This is a genomic window from Kangiella sp. HZ709, from assembly GCF_009674675.1.
Taxonomy (GTDB): Bacteria; Pseudomonadota; Gammaproteobacteria; order Enterobacterales; family Kangiellaceae; genus Kangiella.
Map to the genome: position 1 here is coordinate 842,882 of NZ_WKJC01000001.1, position 22,807 is coordinate 865,688.

Below are 22,807 nucleotides of genomic sequence, written 5' to 3' on the forward strand. Positions count from 1 at the left end.
CATTTGTAGTTAGCCATTATAAAACTAATCTGGCAATATATGCATGCTTAATATTTTTAGACATATTTAATGACTATCCTTAAAACTTCAGATCTTATTATTGATACCAAGCAACGGACTGTTTCTTACGGGAAGCAAGCCTTAGAGCTTCCGAGTTTGAGCTTTGACCTTTTGCTGTTTTTAGTAAAAAACTCTTCTCGTATTAACTCAATTGATAACATTATTAACTCTGTATGGAAAAATAATGTTAGTGATGAGACGGTGACTCAAAGAGTTGCTTTAATACGCAAAGAGCTCAAGCAAGCCGGAATAGAGAGCAAGCTTATCGAATCAGTTAGAGGTCAAGGTTATCGCTGGCTTCCAAGCGTTAAGCAAACAGAACTAACATTAGAAAAGCCCTCATCGAGTATCAAAATCTTAGCCTTATTCTTCATCCCGATTACTTCAATAGCATTAGCGTACTTCTCTTTAAAACCAAAAGAGCTTGTAAAGGTCGCCACAATAAATGAGCAATCCAGGGAATACATTAAACAAGGGCAGTTTTACCTTGGTAAATTTGATGCTGATAGTAACGACATTGCCATTGACTTATTTGATAAAGCCTTACAGGAAGAACCAAGAGCCATTGAAGCTCTGATAGGACAAAGCGTAGCCTATTCACATGAACTAACCAAATATAATGGTCCTGAGTCGCTCGGGGTAAAAGCCATCCAATTAGCAAGTTTAGCTTCCCAGTTAGCACCAAGAAATGCCGCATCCTGGTCTAGCTTAGGCTATGCCTATGATGCAGCTGGCGACATCAACTCAGCCATTGCTTATTATCAAAAAAGTTTGTCTTTAGATGCTAACAATACTGGAATTCAAGCCTCACTGGCCTACTTACTGATGATTAAAGGGCACTTGTTTGAATCTTTAAAGCTTAATATGAAAGCCATAGATGGCAAACACCATTATCGATTTTTACAAGTCGCGCAAACCCTAGAACTTTTGGGCTTTCACCAAGCTTCAGATTCCTGGTATCAAAAGTCCTTACAATACGCTCCTGACAATGTTGTTTCTATTTCGACCTATGCAAAATACTTATTTTCCCACCAAAGAACAGATGAAGCCTTGTCGATTATTAACGAGTCTATAAATAAAAATTATCATTCAGCAGATATTTACGTCATTAAAAGCCTAATTCATTTTGAAAAACAACAGAATCAACAAGCTGTGATAGCTATTCAAAAAGCAGTATCTATTAATGACAAATTTCAGAATCTAACATGGCAGGCATTGATAAGTTCTAGCATAAAAAACCAATCAATAAGTAACCTATCTTTTTTGAGCGCCTCGATTGATAAACATCAAAACAGTGTTAGTTGGCCTGAAACATTTATCTTATTTTCCATTGTTAAGAGTTTAATGGGCGAAATGGAGTTAGCTATGATTACGATAAATAGAGCTATCGAACTTGGCTATCGCAACAAAGCTTTCCTTTCTAAAGTCGGGACACTTCTCAACTGGCATGCTGATAGCCAGTTCAAAGAGCATCTTGATAGAATTGAAACGCTTGTTGAACAAGAAAAAAATAACATTGTTCAACAAGCATGGCTGCCCAAAGACTTAATCAAGTAAGCTCTTTAACACAACTTTCTCAAAAATTTCCTGCGTCTGCTGGTGCATATAAGAAGTGTTGTAAGCTGTGCTCGTAACCAAAGATACCAACTCTAATTCAGGAACAACCCACAAATAATTACCTCCATTTCCTGCCGCTGCATACGCTCTAATCTGTTTGCCCTGATGTTCAAAAGGAAATATCCACCAAAGATATCCGTATTCAATTCCTCTATCAGGCATAGCAAGCGAGCGCGCTTTTAACATCTTATTTATCCAGCTAGCATTTATGATTGATTGGCCTTTGTAGACTCCCTTGTCTAATATGAGTTGTCCTAATTTTAAATAATCTCTACTGCTTAGTCTTAGACCTCCGCCACCCTGAGCAATGCCCATTGGGGAATATGGCCATACAGATTTATTAATTTCCATTGGAGAAAATAAATATTTCTCGGCAAAGTCATCCAAGCCCATTTTTGCTTTACGTGATATAGCCGAGCCAGTTAAAAACACCCCGCCAGTACAATAACTGTAAGCCACGCCGTAAGGTCTGTCTTCAACAGACGGCTCCCATGGTGGCGTACCTCTATTCGGTAAATCTAAAACAAATCGCTCCCAATCTTCCAATAAATACATGCGTTCTTCATTACCTTGAGACATATTATTCCAATCGTTGCACTCCATCGGAGGATTCATCATTAAGAGGTCTTGGAAGGTCATATTTGCCTTCTTAGGTGTTAAGTTAGCTATGGGCTGCTTATCTGCAAATACTGGAATAACTTTATCTTGTTCGGAATTGAAAAGTCCATTTTCAATCGCTTGACCAAATAGTAATGCCGTAATGGACTTACTTGCTGAGCGAACGTCGTTTAAATGGCTTTTACTTCCTTCATTGAAATATTTTTCATACACCAAACTTCCTTTTTTGTTAACTAAAACACTCGTGATTTTTTTATAGTCTTTATTAACAATTTTATTTTCCATTTCATCAAATGGATCCAAATTTATAGCTGTTTCACTCGCTTGTGTAGATAGGGAGCATAAGCTAATAGCAATGGCGATTAAAATTTTTGAACTGCTCTTCATGATTTTTCCTCATTAATAAATATGAGGTTTCATGGTAGATATTCTGGAATGAATAAGTCTGAAGTATGGCTAAAGAAATCTAAAGAAAAATAAAGTTACTTATATAACAACAGCTTATATCAATAAGTGACATTTCTTGGCTTTTAAGCCACTTTGACAAGGACATTGATCATTTCGCGCGATCTTTTCAACAGTCTTGGGTTGATACTCGCCATCAGTATAAAACCATTGATTAGCTTCTAATACAAAGTTGGAAATTTCATGCATACAATGAAGCTTATCTTTTTCAAAAAAATAAGCTTTGAAATTTACTTTATCATTACTCTCTAACTGCTCAGATTCTAAAACTTCTAGACGGCACCAGTTAGTGGATTGAGCGCTAGCAGTATAATCTTCGACCGTTCCATTTCTAAAGTCCGCATGGTGGGTATCAAAAATGTATTTCCCTAAGCCTAAGAAAAAAGCACTATAGCGGCTACGCATTAACTCTTCTGCCGATTGGGCTTTTGTTAAGCCCTTATGCTTTGATTCGCAACAATCTTCATACAGTCTTGCATTTGTAGCGCTTTTATCTTGGCAGGGACATATCATGACTTATTTAAAAAGGTTAATCTGAAGGTAATTCAGGCAGTTCGCAATAACCAAACATACACTTATCTTTAATTTCGTCGCGAATAGCTTCCGGCAACTGCTTCTCCCAGTCACCTTGTCCTAAAGGAATTTCTTTAGCGATATTATGCGCCGAAATATGTAGATTTTCATCATTCCAAGTTTCTGTTGCTACTAATAGCTTATTGTCTTTCAAGTGCTGTAACAAATAATGAGTGTTTTCAGAAACCTTTACATTATCTAAGGTAATCAAGCCGCCATTCACGCGAGTAGGATAAACATAAACGTTGGTGTTGCCAGAGAAGAGTTTTCCCATGGCTTCTAAAATACCGCCTTCTAAACCTTCGTAATACTCTTCATTAAACAGCTGATCGAAATCTAAGATACTGAGTACAATACCAATTCGATTCTGAGTATAGCGGCGCATCCAAGAGCGCAAGCGGAAGAAACGCAAATAATCTGAAATTAATACGTTATAGCCCAGCTTATTCAGCAAATCTACACGCGCTAAGAAACTAGCATCGGTTTCATCATCGTCTGAAGCCAGCTCAGCCATGGTGATTTCAGCAACGGTACAAACCTTTTCAGGGTTAATACCATCTTCTTTTAAAAACTGCTGCATGGCAGCTTCGGTCATATCCAAATGCACTTTTGTCGGCGGCTTGAACGAACCACGAATGACCATCACATCCTTTTTGCGTAGCAAACTTCCAGGAACCTCTGACTGACCTTCTGCATCGAACATAACTGCGCGGCAGCACCAAGAACGAACCAAATGCAAATTCATCAAACGGTTTTCAATAGTTTTAAATTGACTGCCCGAGAAGTGAATAAGATCGACTTCTATTCGCTTCTGACCAAAGCCATCCACCAAATTATCTAATAAAGATTCAATAAAGACTTTTGGCTGATCTTTATAGTGAAAAGCACCATAAACCACATTTACACCAAAAATGCCTAGCGCTTCAGATTGCTCACGATTAGTATCGTCCAGCATGCGAACATGCATAATGATTTCGCTAGCTTCTGCATCAGCTTCTGGCTGAAATTTAATCCCGATCCAGCCATGACATTCATTTTTCTGGGAATAACTTTTTGCGGTTACCGTTGCGGCATAACTGAAATATTGAGTTTCTTGTGGGCGAACTTCACCTAATCGTTTATGCAATAATTCATACTCATGACTGAGCATTTGCTCCAGTCGCTCACGACTTACATAGCGTCCAGCTTTACCGTAGATATCATCACTGACCTGCATATCATAAGCAGACATGGTTTTTGCGACTGTACCGGCGGCTGCACCAGCAGAGAAGAACTGGCGAGCGACCTCTTGACCTGCACCAATTTCAACAAAAGTACCATACTGATTATTATCAAGATTAATGGATAATGCTTTTTGCTCGGTGCTTAAAGTCTTATCATGTTTTTGGTCATATTTCTTGTCGTGATTTGTTTCGTTCACAATAATTCCTAGTGATTTTCCGTTTTAATGTTCTACTTTAACTTTAAACAGCCGCTTCAACTCAGCAATAAATCCAGCCAATGTTTGCGTCATTAAAACAAAGTCAGCATCGAATTGCGCATACTGCTCCGATTTATCTATATTATCATTTTCTGCAACTAACTCATCGCTGTATTTAATGCTCTTTATTAGCAAGTCACTTTGAATCACTGCTTTAAATGTATCTTGATAGTTTATGCCTAACTTTTGTAACCAATAACCATCTTCTATCAATTCATGGATCAAGCTATTATTCGCTTCATTATCTTTGAATTTAGCCACTCGCTCATCTTTTGGATCTTTAAGTTCATATTGGCCAGTCAAAGACCAAGCATCTGGCATATTATCCAATAGCCACTGATTCATAATTTGACTTGGGTTTTCTTCACCGATCAGTTTAACAGCACCTAAAGTTCCCAGCGAATCAATCAGAAGCTGAACAAAGGTATCGGCAACTCCATTAGAACCTGCATTCACAACTAGTAGTTGATTCCTAAAATCAAAATAACCAAACGTATGACTCGATTTCGTCAAAGCCTTAGGCTTCAGCAAACTTAGAATATCGTCTTTTAAAGCGCTCTTTTCTTTGCCATAGACTTTGCGCCCTTCATTATTTTCAATAGCCTGCACTCGGTCTTCTAAGCGTTCTTTGAGCATACTCGCAGGGATCACTTTTTGTTCTTTGCGTAAACATACCAAATGGCAGCCATTAGCAGAGTGTACTAATGTCTCCAGATTTCGATTTAAAGGGGAAATCCAGCCCACCCTTTCAGCTTCTTGTCTGCCTACTTCAGAAAATCGATGTGATTCAAGTTTTTCTGTTAATGACTCTGCCGAAAGCTCGGTTTCTTTGCTAAGTAAATAGATGTAGCAGTTTTTAAACCACATATTGATATTCGTATTATTAAGGATTAGCCGCATTATCGCTAAATTCTTCACGGAACACACTAGCGATGGCAGATTTTTAACAGTATTTTTCCGTTTGAGCCAAAAATCGAGTTTGCCCCTTTAATAATCTTAAGATGCCCCAAGATACTAGCCTATCAATCCTTTTATTCACTCTTTATTTAAAGAATTCATAACCAAGAGATTACTATGTCTGATTTTAAAACTACTGAAGCTAGAGCTTCTTATGGCATTGGCATGCAAATGGGCCAACAAGCACATGGCGCATTCAAAGGCGTCGAATTAACCGCGCTAGTCGCAGGCTTACAAGATGCTTTCAATGGTCAAGCTCCACAAGTTGATCCTAATGATATCAATGCTGCTTTCCAAGAAATCCAACAGCAACTTCAAGTGCAACAAGCAGAAGATGCGGAAAAATTTGCCGCTGAAGGTGAAGCTTTCTTGGCGGAAAACGCTAAGCGCGAAGAAGTGACTGTTTTAGAATCTGGCTTACAATATGAAGTTATAGAAACTGGTACTGGTGAAACCCCAACCGCAGCTTCAACAGTAAAAACTCACTACGCAGGCACCTTAATCGATGGTAAAGAATTCGATAGTTCATACCGTCGTGGGCAACCAGCTGAATTCCCAGTGGGTGGCGTTATTAAAGGTTGGACAGAAGCACTTCAGCTAATGCCAGTGGGTTCTAAGTGGAAACTTTATATTCCTTATGACTTAGCCTATGGCGCGCAAGGTGCTGGTGGCGACATTGGTCCATATCAAGCATTAGTCTTCGATATTGAACTATTAGATATCGTTGCTTAGTTTCTAAGCTACAAGAAATTAAAAAGCCCAGCATCAGCTGGGCTTTTTTCTTATTTACAAACTATTGATTATCTATAATAGTTTCTTCGATCTCATCCTCAACTGACTCAATAACTTCACTTTCAATTTCGATCACATCGATATCTTCCAGCTCTTCTAGAGCTTCGATGGCATTTTGTTGCGTCTCATATTGACGATAAGCTTGTAACTCAGCTCGCTTTACATAATCTTGGTAGGCCGGAATAGCTACCGCAGCTAAAATACCGGTAACTGCCACAGCCTGCATAGTGCCCGCTGCATGAAAAATATCCAAAGGACCTTGCTCAAAGGTAATTTCTACAGCGAACTGGTTTTCTGTAGAATCCACTTGCATCCCCATGGTGCCTTGCTCTGCAAATGCTAGCTTTTCTGCACTAGGAATAGCCATAACATCAATATCTGCATTAACTAATTCAGAAGCAAACAAAAGCAACTCCACATAGGTATGATAAGCACTTCTCGATAAGCCATCAAAAGTACCGCTAGCTGCAAATAAGGCATTCTCGATATTTTGACCTTGATTTATCGCAACCCAAGTCGCTAAATCGATATCAGCTCCCTTTTCGATACGCTCCATTAAAGGCTGCGGTATTGAAGCAAGCAATAAATGTCCATCTTCTTCGATCCAAAACATATGACTGCTAAGCTGACTTAACATCCCTAAAACTTCACCAGCAGATGGACTGCTTAAAGCCGATAAACCTGTAGCGCCAGCTACTTGAAAGGTTAGATGGTGAATATCAGTTCCTTTAAAAGAGCGAGTCTTATAATCACCATGACCAGACTGCTTTAATTTTTCAATCAGCAGATTCAATCCAGCTTTATCATTCAACCGAACTGCAAAGAAGCTACCCACTGTATCTTTAAAAATAGTCATTTCAGGACCAAGAACAGATGCTAATTGTTTGAAATCGATACCTAAAGCTTCTTGAGTCTCTTTATTAATGTCTTCCAAAGCTTTTTCAGCTTCATTTGGCTCTATACGACGAATAATTTGCTCTAACTGCTCATACGTTGGCAATGACAACAAAGCAAATGCTGAGGGTTCACCTACAGTTTTTAGTTGAAGCTTATTTTCAACTTTTGGCAAAAACTGTCTTACGCCAACATGCGGCATATCTACAGCAAAACGCATTCTTGCTTTGCTGTTAGCTGTACCGTAACCAAGCGCCACAGCGTTTACTTCACCCAAGCCTAACTCTTGCAGTTGAGCCATTTCATAAGGAGGCATCATCATTTCTGCCATTGGCATCACGTCTTTACCATTGACCCAAGCAAATAAGCCTTGACCACTTGTATCAACTTGATTTTGAAGTTCTTGCATTGCCTTAGGCTGGCCTGGTTTAAGCTGATCAGCAACCGCCTTTAAAGTTGTCATATCAAACATGCCAAACATCAATCTAAACTGACCATTAGCCTGATTAAATTGATAATGAGCACTACCGCCCTGAATAGACAGCTCGCCTTCACCTTGCTGATTAATTGGCGCAAGCTCCTGAATCATTGGCAAGCCCTGCAATACTTGCTGGAATTGTTTAGCAAAAGCATCCGTTGATTCAAAGTCAAACTTAGAAGCTATCATTAATACTGGCATCACTTGACCGGGCCTTTCTTGTAAAACAGCGATCTCTAACGGCGAGGTCTGGTGCTTTAAAAATAACTCTAATGCCGCTTTATTTGGAATTTGTGCTGAGTCGATAAAAGTGCGAAACAAGCCATTTCTAACAGCAGCAACCTGTAGGTTGTGGCCTTTGTTGGACTGAGCATATTCAAAACCATTTGCTTGTCCTGAAAAGAAAAACCATGGATTTGGAATGCGAATATAACCTAAAGCATTTTCTGGTAAGTTATTTTGCAACCAACCGGCAGTAACTAATGTCTCTTTACTAACCTTTGCTGAAGGCTTAGCATCGTCTTTTGAGCAAGATATAAGAATCAAACTCAGCAAGCATGTGAAGGTGATTTTTTTGAACATAGATATTCTTGAATTGGGATTTGTGAAAGGATTGTAACCAAGATTGACGTTAAATTGAACTTCATTGCATAAGATGTAACTAACTTAATAATAAAGTTCACAGAAAATACATATGAAACCTATTCGAATTGCTTTTTTACTAGTCAGCATTATGTTGCTTCAATCTTGCGGCCTGAAATTTTGGTACAACAGACTGGATTGGGTGGTCAGCTGGCAAGCTGATGATTATGTTGAATTAAGCAGTGAACAAGAGGATCGACTCGAAGCCTTAGTAAGAGAAAAGTTGCAATGGCACCGGACTACCCAGCTGCCGAGATATGTCACTTTAATCAAGCAGCTAGAATCAGAAATCGGTACAGAAAAAATAGCCGAAAACTATGACTATTATCAATCCACTTTAATAGACTTCTATCGAACCGCCGCCAAAGAGTTAGTTCCTGAAGTAGTCGCTCAAATGTCTGACTTAGATGATGAGCAAGTTCAAGAGCTCATGCAAAATATCAATGATACCGCAAATAAGCGCCTACAAAAATATAAAAAAACAAAGCCAGCAAAACGTACAAAGAACAGCCGAGAGAGCGTTACCGACGGCGTTGAAGAATGGACAGGTCGTTTATCCAAAAACCAAAAAGCACTAATTAAGCAGTGGATCACTGAAATGCAGTCCACCAGTGAATTACGTTTTAATTACGGTAACCAATGGCGGGTCGCTATGGATTATGCTTTAGCTGAGCGTAAGACTTCGGAAGGCCAAAAAAAAATGATACAGCTAATGTTAAACCCAGGTGAGTTGCAAAGCCCAGAATTGCAAAGTCGATATGCATACAACAAAGAATTAGAGAAAAGCTATATTTTACAACTGCATCAAAGCATGACCAAAAAGCAAAAAAAGAAGCTATTAAGAAAATTAAAAAGCTATCGTGAAGATTTTCAGGATTTAATCGAAGATGATTAATAGAGCTTTAGCAGCCTTGTGCTAAGCATTCTTATATTAAGCGACCTTTATAGGAATTCTAGAGTCACTAAACCGCTCTATGTATTGACAGCGTTGGCATAGCTTCTCAACCAACTCCTTATTCTTAAAGCCCCTTAATATTGCCTGCGCTCGACTGGAAGCCAATATCTCTTTTATGGGCTGCTGAGTAGCATTACCAATTGGAATGGCGGCCTCTTTATCAAGGCAACATGGAACGACCGTACCATCTGCCAATATGCCAAAATGGGAAGAGAGACCATAACAAGTACCTTTAGTTCCTAACATAGGCAAATCCAAACTAGGCCAAATAAACTCCGTGTCAAAATGAAGATAAAGCCTGTCTTGAATCTTAATACTTTTTTTCTTACGAACGTCTATTTCTGATGGTGGTTCAAAATTAAATTGCTCGCAAATTTGAGCTAGCATTTGAGTATTCTGAGTTTGACTACCCATAGGATCATTAAGGTTCCATAGACGATAGTTCAAATATAGTTCAGGGCGTTTTTCTAACGCCAATCTTGTGAAGTTAAAAATCCGAGTCAAATACTTCTCTGGATTCTTATCGGGAAAGTTGTCAAAAAAACTGTGCAATGAAAAATTTATTTGATAAAAACGCGGATGTAACAAAAGCTCAAACTTTTCAGGTTTAAGTAATACACCATTAGTCACTAAGAAGATGTTTAAATCATATTCGTCACAAATATCAATCATTTCCTTGAGTTTAGGGTGCACCAGAGGATCGCCCATTAAGTGCAGGCAAACCAGCTCGGTCATTGGTGCAATTTGCTTCACTAGATCTCGAAACAAATCGAGCGACATCATTTTATTATCACGTTCAACAGGCGGACAGAAACTGCATTGCAGGTTGCAAATGTTGCTTATTTCAATATGAATTTTATGGAAACGCTTTCGCTGCTTTCTAGTCAAAAGATTGTCTCTAGCAGTTTTGCTAAATTATGATAATTAGATGGCATTAATAACACATTTTAACTCGCCATAACTGTATTGCCCATTAAATTCCTCAAATAATGGTTTTAATGAGGAATCTGAGCCGATATCTAAGAAATTTGCGGTTTGAATAATTTCCTCAATATCCTCCGAGCTTATAGTCAAAACTTGCTCATACTCTAATAATCCAGCGGCGATAGCTTGTGCAAAGTGGCTATATATTGAAGACTTGGTTAAGCCTCGCTTTTCTGCGATTTCATCAGCATTTAATTCTTGAAGCAACAACTCTAAAGTATCATTAACGGTATCCGATAATTGGTTATTTAAAATACCTGGCCTAGGATGTTCATTGATTACCGATAGAAAGACTCCTCCATAGCGCTTAAGCTTGCTCTCACCTACTCCAGAAATAAATTGAAACTCCTTTGTAGTTGAAGGTCTATCAGCAATCATTTGCTCTAACGTTGAATCATGAAAAATCATATAAGGGGGTATTTCTTGCTCCTCTGCTAACTGCTTACGTAATAGCTTCAATGCTTCAAATAATGGTTCGTCACTGCTTCTGATTTTTTTATTTATTTTATTTTTACTGGCTGCTTTAGTAGGAGCAATATACTTTCGCGCAAAAAACACTTCCAAGCCTTTTAGTAACGGTCGAGATTTTTCTGTCAATTCCAAAGCTCCGAAGCGCTCAACATTGGTGTAGAGATAATTTTGAGCAATTAGCTGCCGATAAATGCTACGCCACTCTGCGCTGGTTAAGTTAGCACCAATTCCCCAGGTACTAACTTTGTCATGCTGGTTTTTCTCTATTCGGTCGTCAATTTTACCAAGCAACACCTTGCTTAAATAGTCCACACCAAAACTTTGGCCTGTTCTATACACTGTGGATAGTGCTTTTTGTGCATCAACCGTAGCATCCCAAGTTTCAGGTGGATTGAGACAATTGTCACAATGACCGCAAGGTTCCGCTAATTCTTCAGCAAAATATTTCAACAAAGTTTGACGACGGCAAGTCACCAACTCACATAGACCTAACATGGCGTTCAATTTGTGTTGTGTGATGCGCTTATAATCTTCATTACCACTACTTTGTTGCATCATTTGACTCAAGGTAATGACGTCTTGCAGTCCATAATTCATCCAGGCGTTTGAGGGCCGACCATCTCTTCCTGCACGGCCTGTTTCTTGATAATAAGATTCTATATTTTTGGGTAAATTCAAATGCGCAACAAACCGAACATCAGGTTTATCAATCCCCATACCAAAAGCAATGGTCGCCACTATAATAACTCCACTTTCTTGTAAAAATCGCTTTTGATTATGCTGCCGAAGCTGATGACTTAAACCTGCATGATAGGGCAATGCCTTAAACCCTTGATCAGACAAGTGCTCCGCCACCGACTCTACTTTCTTACGCGATAGGCAATAGACTATTCCTGAATCTTTAGCATGATTGGCTTTTATAAAATTGACTAACCGGGCACGATCATTGGTGGCTTCCTCGATGGTATAGTGGATATTCTTTCGATCAAAACTATCAATATATACTTTTGAATCTTCTAACCCTAATAACGAAACCATTTCGTCGCGTGTACGTTGATCGGCTGTTGCCGTTAATGCAATCCTAGGTACAGTATCAAAGCGCTCCGATAAGATTGAAAGTTTTTGATACTCTGGTCTGAAATCATGCCCCCATTGCGAAACGCAGTGAGCTTCATCAATCGCAAATAAAGATATATTGGCTTGAGATAATAGCTGAAGCGTGCTTTCGTTCAACAATCGTTCCGGTGCGATGTATAAAAGCTCAATATCATTATTGAGTAACTGCTGTTCAACTAGTCTCTGCTCATCATGGTTCATGCTAGAGTTTAAAAAAGCAGCTTTGATTCCTAGCTGCTCCAAAGCATCCACTTGATCTTGCATTAAAGCAATTAATGGCGATACCACTACCCCGGTGCCAAATCTTAAAATCGCAGGTATTTGATAGCATAAAGACTTACCACCGCCAGTAGGCATCAGCACTAAAGCATTTTTCCCAGACAGCAAGTCATCAATAATAGCTAGTTGATTATGCCTAAACTCGGCATAACCAAAAGTATCTTGTAGTAGCTCTATTGCTGGTTGCATAGTTCCTGTTGTTTTGAATCTATTGTTGAGTAAATCGATTTGATGGTGAGACTTTATGCTATAACCAGCTTAATGTCATCTTGATTACAGCGAATAACGAAATAACTGAGGCCCACATAAGAACAAGCACATTATTCCTAGCATCAATTAAAAGCTATGATAAAATTGCATAAAATGTCATTTACAACGAAGACCTATGGCTGGCTCACTTCAAGATCAATTGCTTAAAAAAGGCCTTGTTAATAAAAACAAAGCAAAAAAAATACAACGCGAGCAACAACACCAGAAACGCATCAGTAATAAACATAAAACTGAACTAGTCGATGAAGCAAAAGTTGCAGCTCAGCAAGCCATAAAAGAAAAGGCCAAATTAGATAAAAAGCTCAACCAACAGCAGAAAGAAAAAGCTGAAGCCATTGCTATAGCTGCTCAAATAAAGCAGCTAATCAACAATAACAGTATCGAGATAGACTCCAAGGATATTGCTTTTGTATTCAACCACCATGCTAAGTCACGGACCTTGGTGGTTTCAAAACTACAAGAACAACAAATCAAGCAAGGTCGATTAGTTATCGTTCAATCAATAGATACTAAAAACCCTGATAATTATCATTTAGTTGCAAGCCCAGTAGCGGATAAGATTGCTACTCGCGATGCCAAATACATTGCATACCAAGCTGACTTGCAAGCATTAGAACAAGATGAAGAAGACCCTTACGCCGACTATCAGATCCCTGACGATTTAATGTGGTAAAGCTGTACTAATACCTACTCTACTAGTTATTAAATCTTTTGCTTTTGCAGCGTTTTATGGATTGCATTTACTTTCATTAAAGCGGCTGAGCCATAATACCGAGTTAGCTCATAGGTGAATATTCCAGCCATAACCGTGGGGTCGGTTTTAACTAATTCTTCGGCCTCTTCAATAGTTTTTACATTAAAGATGAATAAACCTCGCTTTGGTTTATTGCCAGCTAGAGGTCCTGCCAAAACCAGTTTACCTTGCTCTGCTAACCTTCCCATATTGTCAAAGTGGCCTTTAAATAATTTTGCTCTTCGCTCTTTATCAGTGATTTTCGAGTCTTCAGGCCCGGTATTTAAAACGACCATAACATAAGACTTCATACCGTAATCATCGGCACCTAACTCTTTTGCCAATTCAGCATTGTAGCTAACATTAATAGCTTGAGCTTTTTGGGAAGGCTGACCAGCCTGACAGGCGATAGCGCTAAAAAGGAAAGTCGATAAAAAAATAAGTTTAAATAGTTTCATAAGAATTACCCCTAGTTTTTCATTAGTTTAGTTCTAGCGGAGATGATAGGCAATGAATTCGATAAAGATATGACAGAAACTTAATAGGATTGCAGGCATAATAAAAGGCAGCCGTAGCTGCCTTTATACTATAAAAAAACTTTATTTAGCTTCTAGTAAAGCCATTTGTTTTTGATCTCGCAGTTGAATATTTCTTATCGCAAACGGAGCTTTAAGTCCCGTCGCAGAAAGAATTTTTTGATCGAACTGCATGTTAATAACCCCCATACCAGGAGTTAAATCGCTAGCAGCATGAGTAACCATGACAGGAACTAACTTGCCATAGGAATTAGTGCCATATAAAACGCCTCTAACTTCATAACGACCCAGACGCTTAACGTTCACCGGAATAGCCGTCGAAAGGTTATCTCCTCTAACAGTAACCAATGGCTGCATCTTTGACAGGTTTGCCGTTTTATCAGCGAAAGAAAATGCTACCTTTGCAATACGCTTTACCATTTGACCATCAACCATTGCCTCAGCTTCAGTCTCTAATGTCCATAAGGCACCCGGTACGCGACTAGCATTCATGTTGAGTGGCAATTGCATCTGACCAGATTTATTCGCCAATACCTTAAACTTCTCGCCAGTCGGAGAAATCAAACGTGATTGCAAAGCATTAAAAGGAAGTTTCTTTCCATCAAACCATAACGCTGATTTGATATTCATCGAATGACCTTTTAAATAATTACTTTTATTAGCGGTTAAATGCAGTTCTAAATCACTGTTTTTTTCGAACACATTCACCAGATAACGATCGCCATCGGCGACCTGCTGCTGAGTTTGTAATTTAAAGGCACCCTTACCAACTTGCTCAGAAATTTTAAAACCCGTAGTTCCACGCTGAAAACCGACGCCCGTTTTAGTCATCATTCGACTATCAACTAAAGTATCGAAGGCTGTACCCTTAGCAAACTTTTGATCAGAAACTACTAGGCTCAAATTTTGCGGCTCAATCGCATTGTTGTTATTAAAACCAGAAATACGCACTAAAGCGCCTGGAGCTGTGGTATTCAACTTTATACCTTGACGAAGTTGCTTACCGGTAACTTCCATTCGGTATTGACGACTTTGACTGTGAGCTTGCTTTTCAGAAAAATCCATAGCCATTTTATTAGCGACAGGAAAACTGAAACTAACCGATTTATTTTGAAACGGTTTTTGCCTGAAGGTATCAATATCTTCAGGTTCAAAATCACGAATGCCCGGCTCAAATCTTGGTAAAGCAACAGCTCGTTCTACTGCACCAATTTTATTGAAAACCATTCTTTCTTCTAACTCTAATGATTGACGCTCAGTTGCAACTGCTGAGATAGCGAAGCTCGACGCTAGAGCCATACTTAACATTGAAAATTTAATATTCATGAATAGCTCCTTATATGCGATCGCGTAAGAAAACGTCTAAGTTAAAACACTTTCGACGGCTTTGTTGATGACTTAATGGTTCTCTGCCTCGAGTGCGCGACTTATCTCTGAACCAAAGCGAACCTGCTGCCTCTTGCGAACTACAATTTAAGAAACCATCAGAACAATTGTCTAGCCAGTTTTGGGTAAACTCCAAACCAACTTGCTGAGCATAACCCCCACAATAGCTGTCTCCATCCCATATAGCTGACTCAACATCTGTTCCTACTACATTGACCATATTTTTTGGCAACGCAGGACGTCCAGTGGTACCAAACAACCAATTCTGATTGTAATAAGCCATCCAAGAAACTTGCTGCATTCTGACAGCGTTATTTTTAAATCCTAATAACCAACCTAAAGCAGATTCAAAAACATTGCCTTCTATCACTGCATCCGCTAACGGCGTACCAGCACTTGAAGGTGCTAAAGCAATAACTTCTTTAGTCTTGTTAATGATATTGGGGTAACGACTATCCCAAGTCGGGTTCGACATGATCCAACGAACGACATTGGCCCCATTTGAGTGAGTAATCAACGTCATTTGCGTAATGCCCTTGGCATTTATAAAACTAGTTAATTGCTCGGCAAGACAACCGGATGCTCTTGAGTCCCACATGTACTGCTCAAAATCACAATTGATAACCGTGTAATTACTTGAGTTAGGTAAACCTGAGACAATAGAGTTGACGTTTTGACTGGTCCAATAATCATTTAATGCGTCAGTTGCGTTTCCTGTGCCATGAACAAATGCGACTCCTTCATTGGCTTGTGCAGAAAATGCAATAGTAGCAAAAACGATTGCGATGAGTTTCTTAAACATAACTACCCCCATAGTTAATTGAAAAGATTGACTGCAATGTTTGCATTAGATTTTTTTTGCAAGACAGGTTATACCACTAGCCCATACGCTTGTAAAAAACATCCGTTTTAAACAAGCAAAGCAGCATAAATTTAAGTTTAACTCATTGAAAATAGTTATTTTTTAATTCGGATAAACAAAAATCAAACAAGGAGGCAGAAAAACTCAATGATAAGAATAATTAATCCGGTGTATTTCACCTCAAAGTGTGACGCAGTTTGCATTTTGTTTTTAGAGATTAAAAGAAAGCGAAAAAAAAGCCCTGAAATATCAGGGCTTTAATAAAGATGGTACCAGAGGCCGGACTCGAACCGGCACGCTTTTAAGGGCGGGGGATTTTGAATCCCCTGTGTATACCAATTTCACCACTCTGGCTAAACTTAGAAATGGCTGAATGAACTCAGTCATTTAAGTGGCGGGCATTATATCTCACTATTGATTCATTGCAATAGTGGTCTTTTGATTTTCGTTGCTATCTATACAAGAGCTTATTAATTGATAGTTTTTTGACGCATTTAGTAGGCACTCATTGGGGTTTGGTCGCGCAGTAGCTATCTTCAAATTACCGGTTACCTTTGTCGACAATTCATCAACCAAAGAAGTACAGTTTGGCGAACCCGATGCCTGACTGTAAAGCACCTCTTTTAATAAGATCGAAGCGCTAATGATTAATAAGGCTCCAATTAATAATAAATATTTAAGATTCATATTAGCAACTTTTAACTATTCGTCGTTTGAAGAAGTTAATGAAAACACTTCCTCCAGTGGTACTTTGAAATATTGTGCTATTTTCAGAGCAATAATAGTCGAAGGTACGAACCGTCCTACTTCAATAGTACTGATCGTTTTGCGAGAGACGCCTATGGCTTCTGCTAAATCGGCTTGGCTCATGCGATGCTCAGCTCGGAATACCCGAATACGATTATTTAATTCACTATTCATTGTTACTCCTCCAAATCTTCAACGTCATCATTACGAGTAAGATAAAAGAAACTCAAGCTTGCCGTTAACGTCATAAATCCAAATAAAACAATTAAGTAAAATGATGTCTCAATATTCCAATCGTCAATGTATTTTTGAAATGCCAGAGCCACTGTCGTAGTGATCATTGTCACCATCCAAGAGTTTTTAAAACTGGTATGCATAGCGTCGGTCATAAAGCTTTCCGGTTCAGACTTACTTAAAAGCTTACCTCCTGCCTTTAGCTTCATTACGGGGAAAATACCCCAAAGCGTCACACCCATAGTTAAGACAACACCCACGCCTGATGCAATGTCCAAAGCACTATTCAAAGCGCCAGGTTCTAACAGCTTTTCGGCCGCCTGCATAAAATAAGTTATCCCAACAAATAACAAACCCCAAGCCACTTTACGGTTCATATTATCGATAGCTTCGGCACAATTTACTGATTTACTCATATTTACTCATCCTCTTTTTTAGGTGCCACAAAGAAACCTATGAACACCTTTTTGATACCTTAAGGTTCCATTATGGGTTAAAAAGGTGGCTATGTCAAGTTGTAGATATCCAAGGGGGTTTAAAAAGCCTCATCAGGAGCGATGAAGCTTCTTCGTTCAAACTAAAACCAAAATATGAATTTACTTTTTGATTTCTTCTTTTTGAGCTTTGATAAAATCATCAATCTGCTCTTCCAGAACTGACAAAGGTACAGATCCCTGCCCCAGATGTAGGCACCAGCTCCTTTTGACCGCCAGACCAGAATAACCTGACCACCGAATCCAAAAAGACCTGACCAGCCTGCTAGTATAAATTGACCATTGAAAAGCAAAAAAGCCAGCAAAATGCTGGCTTAAATTGTTTTACACGTTTATGGTGCTATAGGTTTTAATGACTCAACCCATTTATTAGGTGTGTTATTGAAGTAATCTCGAAGTCTATCTTCTACATGTTCAGCCTCCCAAACAGCAGCACACTCTAAATATTTACACTCTTCATAGGTTGAAGAAGTAATGTCTCCGGTATTTGGATTGTATAATTCGAAATCTCCGCTGATGCTATCTTGGATAAACTTCATAGGAAGCTCTAAAAAATCATCTCTAATATCAAGCTTTCCAACTTTGAGCCAATGCCCTTTTGTTATAACATCGTCATACACCGTCGTAAAAAAAGCTAGCTCTGAATCATTCAACTTTAATAAGTCATTCTTTTTAAGCGGTTTTTCTGACTTTAGAGCAAAGAATGCCATAGAATCTTCTAATACCTGCGCATACGAATAAGCATTATCTTCTAAGATAATTTCTACAATCATTCCCGGTATCTTTCTTTGTCTTTTCATTTTTAGTCTGAAACCTCTCTATTTTTTAAACTCTTCATCAGCAGCTTTCATATACTGTTCTTTCTTAGGGTTTTTATCTGAAATACCGTTAATGGCATTTCCAGAAGAGCCCCCTTGTGATTTAGCCCCACCATTATTTTCAATTTGTTGCTGCTCCCTGCCTCTAATAGCATCTTTGTTTTTAGAGGACTTATCAAGCTTTGCAGGCCCAAACCCCTTTTTATTCATATGGTGGTTAGAATCCCTTTTTGCAACATTCTTTTCAGGTTTATCTGTGCCACTCGTTCGGCCAGTATATGTCTCTCCTGTTTCTTCATTCTTCTTTGTATAAGTTTGGTAGGTCTTTTCTGTTTTTTTACTATTATCACCTATTTTAGATGGATCTGATGCTTGATTATTAGCTTTTGGTCCTTGAGAATCATTTTTTCCATTTTCAACTTTCGGTGTATTAGGTTTGTCGAGCTTCTTAGCTACCGCCTTAACGGCATCTACAGCAACATCAGCTTTTCTTAACACAACTTCTTGAGCTGCTGTTTTTGCTAGATCTATAGCTGCATCTGAAGCATCAATTTCTCCTAATTCTACTTTTGCAACTGTCTCACCAGCTGCCTTTGCGGTTTCGACTGCTCCATATGCTGTCAAACCAGCAGCAATTCCTTTTACTATATAAGGCACAGCAAACCAAAATACATAGCCTGATGGATCTGTCCCAGCCATTGGGTTATTCATTCCATAACTGTACGGATTCATGCTTTGACTGTTGCCAGGCGCTTGTATAAACGGGTCAACGGATAAGAACCTACCCAAATTGTAATCATACGCGCGTCCATTCATATGAATGGGTGCACTTGCTAAGAATCAAACTTTAAAAGAACAATGCAATAACAGGCTGTTTTTTACAGCTAGAAGACCCAAAAAGCAAAAAAAAAAACACCGAATCTGAACAAATTTCAACCAAATCATGCTGTTTTTTTACGTTTTGGATACCCAGTTAATAAGTCTGAGACTCATATTGAAGGTATGCACGGCAAAAAAGTGAAAGTTTTGCATGTATGTATTTTAAAAATCAAATAACCTTATGAGTAAATCTCAGGAGAACAACAATGCTAATAACATATTGGACAACCATTGTCGCACCACTAATAGTTGGAGTTATCTTAATAGTCATAACCAAGCTATTTAGTAAGAATGGAAGTGAATCCGGCGGAAGTAATAATACCAACATCACGATGAACCAGATCAAAATTTACAATATCAATAACTCTAGAAACTATAACTCCAGGCCTCGGCGAAGAAATACTAAATCAGAGACTGACTTGATTATGGGGTTAGTTTTATTTGGAGGGTTGTTTTTTGATAAAGCTGTTCCTTACATGGTCGCTGGAATTTTATCTATTACATTTCTGATATTGGGGATTTTTGTTTACACGACGCTTTATAGCTACAGAAGGAGTATTATACATGGTGATAACTGGCTTTACTTTTTACTGACAACTGTCGGCATTACACTAGTTACTGGACTTTTAGCTTTAAACTTACTAGAACCAATTCATAAAATAGACTTTGCCGCTAAAGATCCTATGTTCGGAGCAATAACAAAAATATTCGCACCCTCTTATAGAACAATTGGCGTTTTATTTGTAGGGCTAGGTATGTACCTGATCGTCATGACACAGATACATTATTTATCTGGGTTGAGGTTACTAACATCAAATAGACAGAGTGGGATTGCGCACACTATATTTAATAGAACTCAACGATTTAGAAAACCATGGCTATTAGTTGCATTCGCTACGCTATCATTTTTAATTGCATTTTTCTTTATAAATAATTATGCATACCAATGGATTAGCTAGTAAATTCTGGCCTTCGTATTTGAAGGCCAGAATAATTAATCCATAGTTTTTCCTGTAGCAATTTTTTTCCCTTCCAAGTCATACTTACACCAACCTTCATCTACTTTTTGAGGGGGATAGATACTCATGTGATGCCAAACATGATATTTAGCTACCACTTCTCCGTCCGGCGAGACCTCATCATAATATGAGTCATCATTATCCATCCCCTTCTTTTGACTGCTCTTAAAGTCTGTACGAATTAGATGGTTTCCATCACTAACTGGTAAATATGGAAAATTACTCGCGTCAATCATTTTCACTCCTTTTTTTATACATGAAAAATCACTAACTTAAGTGCTTTCACACTTTTGGGTTACAACTATGACACCTATAAAGTGGTAATCTTCATCCCCATTCAATCCAAATTGCTGAATATAGGGATCATCTTGTTCCGGAAGGCTCCCACGACGAATAGTAGTGACATCAATTTTATGGCATAGCTTTTTTAATTCATCGTCTTCCGCTATGTAACCTTCATATTTGCGCTCCACTTTCTCAATATTCTTGGCTTCTTTGCTATCCGACCATACCTTCTGATAACTATGTAAAGCAACAAAAAATGCAAAAGGCAACTCCGACTTCCCTGTTGGGGAAGACAAATTAAAATAGTCCGCATTTCGCTGTAAATCTTTAACAATCTCACGTTTATTCGCGTTAAAACCTTTAACCTCAATTGGACAGAATGCCTGATCAAATCCATTAGAATCAATATAAATTGCAATATCAATCTTTCCTGGTCGTCTAGTATCATTTTGACACCGTGCCACACTTTTGAACCCCATAAAGTTATCAGCAGGCTTCTTTCCCAGGATTGGGGTGCAAGCTGTAGCAAATCTTTTAGTATTATCCTCAAGTCTTATTTTATATGGGACACCAAAACCTTGGTTTAACTCTTGAATAGCTTTTGCAGAGTTAACTGTCAATAAGTACTCAGCATCAATTAAGTTTGTTTCATCGTCCGAGAAGTAAAGCGCATCATCGCATGATGTTTCCATTGCTTTTTTAAGCTTATTTGAAATATCAAGCTCTGCTTGAATTATATTTATCATATTCACTACAGAAAGTTTTAGCTAGATTAGTAGGCATACCAATATAATCGTTTTAACTCTCTCTAAACCCATTATTTTTAAAATAATACTTTCCTCTTAAATCCAGAGAAAACCCGCCACCTCGAATAACACCGAAGTAGAAACAAAGTACAATTAGTGCATAGAAGCAAAATGCCAATAGTTGCGTAACAAAAGGCTCTATTGAATCTTTAAAGAAAGGCATTAGGTTAGATATCAGAGCTTGTTTACTGTCATTATAGGCGTAATAATTTAGAAGAATAGAAATCAAAAAAGCCAAACAGAAGTGCTCAAGCTGACTATCTCTATAGGAGTCCTCAACTAATTCATTATGGTAATTATAAGCTATAGAGTTATTATTCTTAATAGCGAACTCTTTCAGTTCACTAGTATAAAACGTATCTTCATGGCTTATATCTTTCCATTTATCGTTATGAAAAAAGTACAATATTTTAAAAGGAATCAAGTAGGCAATAACACGTAGCAACCACTGGACTAAAGGCACGCAGAAAGATAAATAAAATGCAAATAAGCATAAAAATATTAATATATGTCCAAAGTTTAATCCTGTTGTCAAAAAATCAAATGTAACTTGAGTAAGTGCCTTCTCATAAAATATTATTAAACTAAAATCTAAAAAGAAAAGGAATGAAGCTAACATAGCAAAATAACGGAAATCTTTCGCTTTATCTAATTGTGAGTTTGTAGTTTTGACAATCTTATCCCAAGACATATACTTTCCTCATAAAGTCATAATTATTAATAAGAAACTAATTATTTTCGATCCACAACTCGGCTTCTTTTACATAAGTACTATAAAACTCAAGCCCTAGCTCAGCTATTGATACGGGATGCAAATCTTTAATCCTCTTTTTAAGATGGCTCCAAGGTGGGTTATACCACTTTCCCCTGTTTTTTATTTTTACTAATGTTGGATCTGTAGGGACAATATTTACGTCAACGTCAGGTATAAGATCAGGTGTATCAATATCTATTATTAATGTTCCACATTCTAGCTTTGATGAAATCGAATTAATCAAAAGCCCTCTTCCCGTTTTATCCTTTAGAACCATATGCAGCGGCTTGTTTACAGTAGGGCTGATACTGTGCATTTCAGAGTTTCTGGCTTGTTTTAAGAAAACAAGCAGAGGGTCTTTTTTCCTAAAGTGAGTATAGGGCTTATGCCACTGCTCAATTCCTTTTCGCTTTTTTAGCTGCCTCTCTGTTAACTCCCAAGCTCGCTCAATGCGAAAAAGAAAATTTTCCCAGCTTTCACGGAACTCATCAAAACTTGTTGTTTGTCTCATATTTTTAATCTGTGAAGCAGCTATATCTAAATCCCTTTTAGGGCCAACTAAAGCCATATCATTTGAGTTTATGTGTATTGATGCTGGATTGT

At 38.2% G+C, this 22,807-nt stretch carries 24 protein-coding genes, 1 tRNA gene and 1 pseudogene; 5 read left to right on the forward strand and 21 right to left on the reverse strand.

Features of this window, described 5'->3' with window-relative positions; translation table 11 throughout:
- The first annotated feature begins 69 nt into the window (after positions 1–69).
- The gene (locus GJS41_RS03785) at positions 70–1,617 is read left to right on the forward strand and encodes a winged helix-turn-helix domain-containing protein (protein WP_154245982.1); all 1,548 of its coding nucleotides are present in this window, start codon (positions 70–72) and stop codon (positions 1,615–1,617) included.
- Here the strand turns inward: GJS41_RS03785 and GJS41_RS03790 are convergent.
- The 4 genes from GJS41_RS03790 to GJS41_RS03805 all read right to left on the reverse strand — a co-directional run bounded on the left by GJS41_RS03790 (position 1,606) and on the right by GJS41_RS03805 (position 5,680).
- A complete protein-coding gene (locus GJS41_RS03790) occupies positions 1,606–2,682 on the reverse strand; it encodes a serine hydrolase (protein WP_154245983.1) in 1,077 nt (358 codons plus the stop codon). The genes GJS41_RS03785 and GJS41_RS03790 overlap by 12 nt on opposite strands.
- A 114-nt stretch (positions 2,683–2,796) precedes the next feature.
- Positions 2,797–3,273, reverse strand: coding sequence for a YchJ family protein (locus GJS41_RS03795; protein WP_154245984.1), 477 nt, complete (start codon positions 3,271–3,273; stop codon positions 2,797–2,799).
- Positions 3,274–3,289: 16 nt separating this feature from the next.
- Positions 3,290–4,753 (reverse strand): TonB-dependent receptor, encoded by a 1,464-nt coding sequence (locus GJS41_RS03800; protein ID WP_255473400.1) that lies wholly within the window; start codon positions 4,751–4,753, stop codon positions 3,290–3,292.
- Positions 4,754–4,777: 24 nt separating this feature from the next.
- A complete protein-coding gene (locus tag GJS41_RS03805) occupies positions 4,778–5,680 on the reverse strand; it encodes a recombination-associated protein RdgC (protein ID WP_154245985.1) in 903 nt (300 codons plus the stop codon).
- A gap of 207 nt (positions 5,681–5,887) precedes the next feature.
- Between GJS41_RS03805 and GJS41_RS03810 the strand changes: the two genes are divergently transcribed.
- Positions 5,888–6,502, forward strand: coding sequence for an FKBP-type peptidyl-prolyl cis-trans isomerase (locus GJS41_RS03810; protein WP_154245986.1), 615 nt, complete (start codon positions 5,888–5,890; stop codon positions 6,500–6,502).
- A gap of 61 nt (positions 6,503–6,563) precedes the next feature.
- Here the strand turns inward: GJS41_RS03810 and GJS41_RS03815 are convergent, their stop codons facing one another.
- A complete protein-coding gene (locus tag GJS41_RS03815; protein ID WP_154245987.1) occupies positions 6,564–8,516 on the reverse strand; it encodes a hypothetical protein in 1,953 nt (650 codons plus the stop codon).
- A 112-nt stretch (positions 8,517–8,628) separates the two neighbouring features.
- Between GJS41_RS03815 and GJS41_RS03820 the strand changes: the two genes are divergently transcribed.
- A complete protein-coding gene (locus tag GJS41_RS03820) occupies positions 8,629–9,471 on the forward strand; it encodes a DUF6279 family lipoprotein (protein ID WP_154245988.1) in 843 nt (280 codons plus the stop codon).
- A 36-nt stretch (positions 9,472–9,507) separates the two neighbouring features.
- On the opposite strand, the gene GJS41_RS03825 is transcribed toward GJS41_RS03820, so the two are convergent.
- Positions 9,508–10,419, reverse strand: coding sequence for a radical SAM/SPASM domain-containing protein (locus GJS41_RS03825; protein ID WP_227551239.1), 912 nt, complete (start codon positions 10,417–10,419; stop codon positions 9,508–9,510).
- 36 nt (positions 10,420–10,455) lie between these two features.
- On the reverse strand, positions 10,456–12,570 hold the full coding sequence (gene recQ, locus GJS41_RS03830) for a DNA helicase RecQ (protein WP_154245989.1): 2,115 nt from the start codon (positions 12,568–12,570) through the stop codon (positions 10,456–10,458).
- Between the two features lie 196 nt (positions 12,571–12,766).
- On the opposite strand from recQ, the gene GJS41_RS03835 reads away from it, so the two are divergent.
- Positions 12,767–13,324 carry a DUF2058 domain-containing protein gene (locus tag GJS41_RS03835; RefSeq protein ID WP_154245990.1) on the forward strand — a complete coding sequence of 186 codons (558 nt, stop codon included), beginning with the start codon at positions 12,767–12,769 and terminating at the stop codon, positions 13,322–13,324.
- 29 nt (positions 13,325–13,353) lie between these two features.
- Here GJS41_RS03835 and GJS41_RS03840 read toward each other — a convergent pair whose 3' ends face one another.
- From GJS41_RS03840 to GJS41_RS11645, 10 genes and pseudogenes are all read right to left on the reverse strand, one after another.
- Positions 13,354–13,842 (reverse strand): YciI family protein, encoded by a 489-nt coding sequence (locus tag GJS41_RS03840; RefSeq protein WP_154245991.1) that lies wholly within the window; start codon positions 13,840–13,842, stop codon positions 13,354–13,356.
- Between the two features lie 141 nt (positions 13,843–13,983).
- Complete coding sequence (locus tag GJS41_RS03845; protein WP_154245992.1) at positions 13,984–15,246, reverse strand: DUF4785 domain-containing protein; 1,263 nt, start codon at positions 15,244–15,246, stop codon at positions 13,984–13,986.
- A gap of 10 nt (positions 15,247–15,256) precedes the next feature.
- A complete protein-coding gene (locus GJS41_RS03850; RefSeq protein WP_195758335.1) occupies positions 15,257–16,108 on the reverse strand; it encodes a hypothetical protein in 852 nt (283 codons plus the stop codon).
- 327 nt (positions 16,109–16,435) lie between these two features.
- Positions 16,436–16,522 (reverse strand) — tRNA-Leu (locus tag GJS41_RS03855).
- A 57-nt stretch (positions 16,523–16,579) separates the two neighbouring features.
- The gene (locus tag GJS41_RS03860) at positions 16,580–16,855 is read right to left on the reverse strand and encodes a hypothetical protein (RefSeq protein WP_154245994.1); all 276 of its coding nucleotides are present in this window, start codon (positions 16,853–16,855) and stop codon (positions 16,580–16,582) included.
- Between the two features lie 15 nt (positions 16,856–16,870).
- Positions 16,871–17,089: a helix-turn-helix transcriptional regulator gene (locus GJS41_RS03865; protein WP_154245995.1), complete on the reverse strand. Its 219-nt coding sequence runs from the start codon at positions 17,087–17,089 to the stop codon at positions 16,871–16,873.
- 2 nt (positions 17,090–17,091) lie between these two features.
- The gene (locus GJS41_RS03870; protein WP_154245996.1) at positions 17,092–17,565 is read right to left on the reverse strand and encodes a hypothetical protein; all 474 of its coding nucleotides are present in this window, start codon (positions 17,563–17,565) and stop codon (positions 17,092–17,094) included.
- A gap of 410 nt (positions 17,566–17,975) precedes the next feature.
- A complete protein-coding gene (locus GJS41_RS03875) occupies positions 17,976–18,443 on the reverse strand; it encodes an Imm26 family immunity protein (protein WP_154245997.1) in 468 nt (155 codons plus the stop codon).
- Positions 18,444–18,461: 18 nt separating this feature from the next.
- On the reverse strand, positions 18,462–19,160 hold the full coding sequence (locus GJS41_RS11415) for a hypothetical protein (protein WP_195758375.1): 699 nt from the start codon (positions 19,158–19,160) through the stop codon (positions 18,462–18,464).
- Positions 19,161–19,196: 36 nt separating this feature from the next.
- Positions 19,197–19,277 (reverse strand): annotated as a pseudogene (locus GJS41_RS11645) (hypothetical protein); the annotation flags it as partial.
- Between the two features lie 269 nt (positions 19,278–19,546).
- On the opposite strand from GJS41_RS11645, the gene GJS41_RS03885 reads away from it, so the two are divergent.
- Positions 19,547–20,299: a hypothetical protein gene (locus GJS41_RS03885; protein ID WP_154245998.1), complete on the forward strand. Its 753-nt coding sequence runs from the start codon at positions 19,547–19,549 to the stop codon at positions 20,297–20,299.
- 35 nt (positions 20,300–20,334) lie between these two features.
- Here GJS41_RS03885 and GJS41_RS03890 read toward each other — a convergent pair whose 3' ends face one another.
- The 4 genes from GJS41_RS03890 to GJS41_RS03905 are packed head-to-tail and all read right to left on the reverse strand — an operon-like array spanning position 20,335 to position 22,772.
- Positions 20,335–20,595, reverse strand: coding sequence for a hypothetical protein (locus GJS41_RS03890; RefSeq protein WP_154245999.1), 261 nt, complete (start codon positions 20,593–20,595; stop codon positions 20,335–20,337).
- Positions 20,596–20,631: 36 nt separating this feature from the next.
- Positions 20,632–21,390, reverse strand: coding sequence for a hypothetical protein (locus GJS41_RS03895; protein ID WP_154246000.1), 759 nt, complete (start codon positions 21,388–21,390; stop codon positions 20,632–20,634).
- 52 nt (positions 21,391–21,442) lie between these two features.
- A complete protein-coding gene (locus GJS41_RS03900) occupies positions 21,443–22,141 on the reverse strand; it encodes a hypothetical protein (protein ID WP_154246001.1) in 699 nt (232 codons plus the stop codon).
- Between the two features lie 37 nt (positions 22,142–22,178).
- The gene (locus tag GJS41_RS03905) at positions 22,179–22,772 is read right to left on the reverse strand and encodes a hypothetical protein (protein WP_154246002.1); all 594 of its coding nucleotides are present in this window, start codon (positions 22,770–22,772) and stop codon (positions 22,179–22,181) included.
- Between the last annotated feature and the right edge of the window lie 35 nt (positions 22,773–22,807).

Coding starts and splice junctions, on each gene's coding strand:
- GJS41_RS03870 (WP_154245996.1), bottom strand. CDS start 17,565: ATGAGTAAATCAGTAAATTGTGCCGAAGCTATCGATAATATGAACCGT.
- GJS41_RS03875 (WP_154245997.1), bottom strand. CDS start 18,443: ATGAAAAGACAAAGAAAGATACCGGGAATGATTGTAGAAATTATCTTA.
- GJS41_RS03785 (WP_154245982.1), top strand. CDS start 70: ATGACTATCCTTAAAACTTCAGATCTTATTATTGATACCAAGCAACGG.
- GJS41_RS03860 (WP_154245994.1), bottom strand. CDS start 16,855: ATGAATCTTAAATATTTATTATTAATTGGAGCCTTATTAATCATTAGC.
- GJS41_RS03820 (WP_154245988.1), top strand. CDS start 8,629: ATGAAACCTATTCGAATTGCTTTTTTACTAGTCAGCATTATGTTGCTT.
- GJS41_RS03905 (WP_154246002.1), bottom strand. CDS start 22,772: ATGGCTTTAGTTGGCCCTAAAAGGGATTTAGATATAGCTGCTTCACAG.
- GJS41_RS03885 (WP_154245998.1), top strand. CDS start 19,547: ATGCTAATAACATATTGGACAACCATTGTCGCACCACTAATAGTTGGA.
- GJS41_RS03850 (WP_195758335.1), bottom strand. CDS start 16,108: ATGTTTAAGAAACTCATCGCAATCGTTTTTGCTACTATTGCATTTTCT.
- GJS41_RS11415 (WP_195758375.1), bottom strand. CDS start 19,160: ATGGCTGGGACAGATCCATCAGGCTATGTATTTTGGTTTGCTGTGCCT.
- GJS41_RS03815 (WP_154245987.1), bottom strand. CDS start 8,516: ATGTTCAAAAAAATCACCTTCACATGCTTGCTGAGTTTGATTCTTATA.
- recQ (WP_154245989.1), bottom strand. CDS start 12,570: ATGCAACCAGCAATAGAGCTACTACAAGATACTTTTGGTTATGCCGAG.
- GJS41_RS03805 (WP_154245985.1), bottom strand. CDS start 5,680: ATGTGGTTTAAAAACTGCTACATCTATTTACTTAGCAAAGAAACCGAG.
- GJS41_RS03865 (WP_154245995.1), bottom strand. CDS start 17,089: ATGAATAGTGAATTAAATAATCGTATTCGGGTATTCCGAGCTGAGCAT.
- GJS41_RS03810 (WP_154245986.1), top strand. CDS start 5,888: ATGTCTGATTTTAAAACTACTGAAGCTAGAGCTTCTTATGGCATTGGC.
- GJS41_RS03845 (WP_154245992.1), bottom strand. CDS start 15,246: ATGAATATTAAATTTTCAATGTTAAGTATGGCTCTAGCGTCGAGCTTC.
- GJS41_RS03795 (WP_154245984.1), bottom strand. CDS start 3,273: ATGATATGTCCCTGCCAAGATAAAAGCGCTACAAATGCAAGACTGTAT.
- GJS41_RS03895 (WP_154246000.1), bottom strand. CDS start 21,390: ATGATAAATATAATTCAAGCAGAGCTTGATATTTCAAATAAGCTTAAA.
- GJS41_RS03900 (WP_154246001.1), bottom strand. CDS start 22,141: ATGTCTTGGGATAAGATTGTCAAAACTACAAACTCACAATTAGATAAA.
- GJS41_RS03790 (WP_154245983.1), bottom strand. CDS start 2,682: ATGAAGAGCAGTTCAAAAATTTTAATCGCCATTGCTATTAGCTTATGC.
- GJS41_RS03890 (WP_154245999.1), bottom strand. CDS start 20,595: ATGATTGACGCGAGTAATTTTCCATATTTACCAGTTAGTGATGGAAAC.
- GJS41_RS03840 (WP_154245991.1), bottom strand. CDS start 13,842: ATGAAACTATTTAAACTTATTTTTTTATCGACTTTCCTTTTTAGCGCT.
- GJS41_RS03835 (WP_154245990.1), top strand. CDS start 12,767: ATGGCTGGCTCACTTCAAGATCAATTGCTTAAAAAAGGCCTTGTTAAT.